We start from the raw sequence: 4,905 nt of genomic DNA on the forward strand, positions 1-4,905 counted from the left end.
TTCTCTGGTCATCTGTTCACCCCAAACTTGTTTTTGAAGAACATAAAAACAGCATCAAAAATGGTTCCAATCTTCTTGGTCCCCAGAAAGCCAATGAGTACGCCGAAAAACTGGGCGAGATTCAGCGGCAGTTGTGCATACTCCAGCGCGTTAATAATCCCGACACTGATTGCCGCACAAATAAAGGCTTCCACTAATGAGGCTTTCCAGCTCGAACCGTCCCTTTTCTCGCGGGCAAGGGCTATTGATGCAGCTAGCAGCATTCCTGCAATGAGTGGGGTATTGATAGTTAACCAGTCCCAGACGTGAGACCAGAATTCCGTGTCTTTTTCAATCATGCGCATATTTCCACCCCATCTAGACAATGGGCGTCCGTGGGGTGAGAGAGTCGCCCCTGTGAGTAGAGTTAATAGTGGGTTGCCGTTATGGGAATTCACATGTCGTGATTTGAACTATCCGGAATTACCGGAGAGTTGGATTTTCTTTCTCAATGGCCTTTTTAGATGACTGGAGTAACCCAGCGTAATTGATTTAATGCATTTTCCTTCAAAAGAAAACAATATGTGTGGCCTTCTGCATTACCCCATTGAAAAGCGATGTTAATTTCCCCTCTCGGGGCACAAACAGGTAAATGACACCTGTTAGCTAATCGCTGTGAAAAAGTTGTATTACCTGTGTGGTCTATGGCAAGAAAAATACTATTAAAAAGCCGTCCTATAACAGCAAACCACCTTATAGCTGCAGCTATTACATCAAGCACCATATCTATATTAGTATTGTTATATATAGGTATGTGTTGACCTGATGGATTATGTAGCATATCCATACGGTATTTCATATCTATAACAACGAGTACCCTTGCCTCGTCATATACAGTGTGATCAATAAGAAATCCAATTTGTTCTTCACGATCAGGAGAATAGATTAGTTTTGCAAAATTTGGGTTATTTGGATCTCCATAATGATTCATCACATTGTGATACGCTGGGAGGGGGCTTAGCAATCCACCTACAGATCCCCTTAAACCTCTCGGCATTTTTCACCTCACGTAGTCGCATACTTTTTCACACTATAATCTACCATCAACCAATACAAATCTAGTTTAATCAGGTAATATTTTCTTATGTTTTAGTCGGAGCCAGAAAGCAAAAAGCCCCGCGAGTGCCTGTCTCTTCTACACAAATCCCTCAGTAGTAACGAGGGATTTATTGAACTTTCTTCATTAACTGAATCGCTACGGGTTTAACAGACACCTCTGAGTCATTTAAGATGGCTTAAAGAGAGGTGCACATGAGTAGTAAGCGTTATCCTGAAGAGTTTAAAATTGAAGCAGTCAAACAGGTTATTGATCGTGGCCATTCTGTTTCCAGCGTTGCAACACATCTCGATATCACCCCCCATAGTCTTTACGCCTGGATAAAGAAGTACGGGCCGGACTCTTCCATCCACAAAGAACAGTCAGATGCCCAGGCCGAGATCCGCCGACTCCAGAAGGAGCTGAAGCGGGTTACTGACGAACGGGACATATTAAAAAAAGCCGCGGCGTACTTCGCAAAGCTGTCCGACTGAGGTACGCCTTTATCCGTGACAACATCTGTTGCTGGCCTGTTCGTCTGCTCTGTCGGGTGCTGGATGTTCATCCGAGTGGGTTTTACACCTGGCTTCAGCAGCCGCATTCCCCACGGTATCAGGCGGATCTGAGGCTGACAGGACAAATTAAACAGTTCTGGCTGGAGTCCGGTTGCGTTTATGGCTATCGCAAGATCCATCTTGACCTGCGAGATAGCGGGCAACAGTGTGGGATTAACCGGGTCTGGCGGCTGATGAAGCGTGCCGGGATAAAGGCTCAGGTCGGGTACAGAAGCCCACGGGCACGCAAAGGAGAGGCCAGTATAGTGACACCCAACAGGCTCCAGCGACAGTTCAATCCCGATGCACCGGATGAACGTTGGGTAACGGACATAACTTACATCCGAATTCACGAAGGCTGGCTGTATCTGGCCGTGGTTGTTGACCTGTTTTCGCGCAAAGTTATCGGCTGGTCAATGCAACCTCGGATGACAAAAGATATTGTCCTGAATGCGCTTCTGATGGCCGTGTGGCGACGTAATCCTCAAAAAGAGGTGCTGGTTCATTCTGATCAAGGTAGCCAGTACACAAGTCATGAGTGGCAGTCGCTCCTGAAATCACACGGGCTGGAGGGCAGTATGAGCCGTCGTGGTAACTGTCACGACAACGCAGTTGCAGAAAGTTTTTTCCAGCTACTGAAGCGTGAACGGATAAAGAAAAAGATCTACGGAACGCGGGAAGAAGCCCGCAGTGATATTTTTGATTACATCGAAATGTTTTATAACAGTAAGCGTCGGCATGGTTCGAGTGATCAGATGCCACCGACGGAATATGAAAATCAATATTATCAACGGCTCAGAAGTGTCTAGATTATCCGTGACGATTCATCTTGCACCTAACCATCTTACTGAGCATGCGAGGCAAATAGATGTGATTTTTGATGCTCACGTCCCATCTACGTCCCAAGGACTCATTAACAGCAAGATGATAGGTCTCTAATCCATTGATTTAATTGGTGGGTCGTGGGAGGCTCGAACTCCCGACCAATTGATTAAGAGTCAACTGCTCTACCAACTGAGCTAACGACCCAACACGATTAATTATTCTACTGTGACAACAAAACGTCAATATCAAATAACCATTTTTTTGTTATGTAAATAAAATATACAGAATGTGCTGTTTTTGGGTTGGTTGAATTGTAACCATCTTGTTTTTCATGTGAAATCCTTCTGTTAATACAGCGGTTGTCTATGTCACAATGTTCCCTTAAACACAGCTTGAGGGTATTAAGGCCATGCTGTGAGAATAAATTGGATACAACTATGGAAGAAAAAATACAACCCACTCATATTACTGACGCTGAAGGTTCTCATCTACAGCGCAGCCTCACCAATCGACATATACAGCTAATCGCGATTGGCGGTGCCATCGGTACTGGCCTGTTTATGGGTTCAGGCAAAACTATCTCTCTTGCGGGGCCGTCGATCATCTTTGTTTATATGATCATCGGGTTTATGCTGTTTTTTGTTATGCGTGCAATGGGGGAGTTATTACTTTCCAATTTGCACTATAAGTCGTTCAGTGATTTTGCGGCGGATTTATTGGGGCCGTGGGCCGGTTTTTTTGTGGGCTGGACTTACTGGTTCTGCTGGGTCATTACTGGTATTGCCGATATTGTCGCCATTACTGCTTATGTCGGGTATTGGGCGCCAAATTTCCCCGAGTGGGGAACCTCACTTTTGTGCGTGTTGGTTCTGTTAACACTGAATCTCGCGACGGTGAAATTGTTTGGAGAGTTGGAATTTTGGTTTGCGATGATCAAGATTATTGCCATTATTGCATTGATTGTGACAGGCGGTATCTTGATTGGCATCCATTTTCAATCTCCTGCCGGGCATGTCGCTGCGCTTTCTAATGTCTGGAATGATGGCGGTATGTTCCCAATGGGCTTGAGCGGTTTTTTTGCCGGGTTCCAGATAGCGATATTTGCTTTTGTCGGCATTGAATTGGTGGGGACTGCCGCCGCGGAAACGAAAGATCCGATGAAGTCTTTGCCAAAGGCGATTAATGCGATCCCAATCCGTATTATCACATTTTATGTTTTGTCTTTGATTGTGATTATGTCAGTGACACCGTGGCGAGCTATCATCGCAGATAAAAGTCCTTTCGTGGAACTGTTTGTTCTGATTGGGTTGCCTGCCGCTGCCAGTATTGTCAACTTTGTGGTTTTGACTTCTGCCGCGTCTTCGGCAAATAGCGGGGTCTTTTCTACCAGCCGGATGTTATTTGGCTTGGCGAAAGAGAAAAATGCACCAAAACAGTTTAGCCGCCTTTCCCGTCGCTCGGTTCCTGCATCAGGGTTGATTTTTACTTGTTTATGCCTCTCTTTTGGCGTCATTCTGATCTATTTTATCCCCGATGTAATGCGTGTGTTTACTTTAGTTACAACTGTTTCTGCGATTCTGTTTATGTTTATCTGGAGCATGATTTTATGTTCTTATCTGGTTTACAGAAAACGTCGTCCAGATCAGCATCAGGCTTCGGTATATAAAATGCCGTTTGGTATTGTGATGTCCTGGGTATGTCTGGCTTTCTTTGCTTTTGTCTTGGTATTGCTCTCCTTGCAGGCTGATACCCGCCAGGCTCTGATCGCCACGCCAGTTTGGTTTATTATTTTGGCGGTTGGGTTCCAGATTGTGAAAAAACGTAAAAAACGCCTTATTCATTGAGTGATGAAAAATCTCATTTATTAATTTTAAAATGGCCTACATGTTGGGCCATTTTTTTGCCTGCTGATCAAAGAAATTACTTACCCACGAAATTAGTCATCTGTGTCATTAGCCATCAACGTACCTTGATGAAATCTGAGTTGCCATTTGTTGTTGGCAGATTTTTGCCAGATGGATGAACGCAATGCCTGATTGCATGGCGCACCCGTTTGGTCTATCTCATAAGATTGATAAGTCAATAAAATGATATTTTCATCTAAATAACGCATAGCATAATTTTGTGAAAAAATTGAAATAGTAGTTTTTATTTCTGCTAATAATGCATCTATTACAGCTATTTTAGGAGAAACAAATCCCGATTTGCTTATTTCCAGAAAATCATCATGCAATACGGTATGGAGCCAATTACGATTATTTCTTTTTTCAGAATGAAGTGTAATTTCAAGTTTTTTGATAAATTCAAAAGTAGTTATCTCTTCCTGCTTCATATCAAACTCCGGATAAAATAAATCAACTTGGATTCGCCTAATAAGTGCAATTTCTAAGAAAGGCGGCCAGTTGCTATAGTAGGCATCTTTCTCGCCAAAGGAAAATGCGCTATGACCTA

At 43.7% G+C, this 4,905-nt stretch carries 5 protein-coding genes, 1 tRNA gene and 1 pseudogene; 3 read left to right on the forward strand and 4 right to left on the reverse strand.

Annotated elements, in window-relative coordinates:
- Positions 1–8: 8 nt before the first annotated feature.
- Both BM100_RS21785 and BM100_RS21790 read right to left on the reverse strand, forming a co-directional pair.
- Positions 9–338, reverse strand: coding sequence for a phage holin, lambda family (locus tag BM100_RS21785; RefSeq protein ID WP_092514847.1), 330 nt, complete (start codon positions 336–338; stop codon positions 9–11).
- Positions 339–499: 161 nt separating this feature from the next.
- Positions 500–1,036, reverse strand: a complete 537-nt coding sequence (locus BM100_RS21790; protein WP_092514837.1) for a hypothetical protein — start codon at positions 1,034–1,036, stop codon at positions 500–502.
- A gap of 254 nt (positions 1,037–1,290) precedes the next feature.
- On the opposite strand from BM100_RS21790, the gene BM100_RS21795 reads away from it, so the two are divergent.
- Together BM100_RS21795 and BM100_RS23730 are read left to right on the forward strand one after the other, a co-directional pair.
- Positions 1,291–2,438 (forward strand): IS3 family transposase gene (locus tag BM100_RS21795; RefSeq protein ID WP_092514839.1). Its coding sequence is split into 2 segments (ribosomal slippage): positions 1,291–1,528 and positions 1,528–2,438, totalling 1,149 coding nucleotides; the frame shifts between segments, so codons are not numbered across the junction.
- Positions 2,439–2,454: 16 nt separating this feature from the next.
- A pseudogene (locus BM100_RS23730) lies at positions 2,455–2,568 on the forward strand (hypothetical protein); the annotation flags it as partial.
- Positions 2,569–2,582: 14 nt separating this feature from the next.
- Here the strand turns inward: BM100_RS23730 and BM100_RS21805 are convergent.
- A tRNA-Lys gene (locus BM100_RS21805) sits at positions 2,583–2,658 on the reverse strand.
- Between the two features lie 233 nt (positions 2,659–2,891).
- Here BM100_RS21805 and cycA point away from each other — a divergent pair.
- Complete coding sequence (gene cycA / locus BM100_RS21810; protein WP_092514843.1) at positions 2,892–4,298, forward strand: D-serine/D-alanine/glycine transporter; 1,407 nt, start codon at positions 2,892–2,894, stop codon at positions 4,296–4,298.
- A 92-nt stretch (positions 4,299–4,390) separates the two neighbouring features.
- On the opposite strand, the gene BM100_RS23345 is transcribed toward cycA, so the two are convergent.
- On the reverse strand, positions 4,391–4,905 hold a 515-nt coding region (locus BM100_RS23345; RefSeq protein ID WP_092514845.1), incomplete at its 5' end, for a nuclear transport factor 2 family protein.

The organism is Xenorhabdus mauleonii, assembly GCF_900113945.1.
GTDB lineage: Bacteria > Pseudomonadota > Gammaproteobacteria > Enterobacterales > Enterobacteriaceae > Xenorhabdus > Xenorhabdus mauleonii.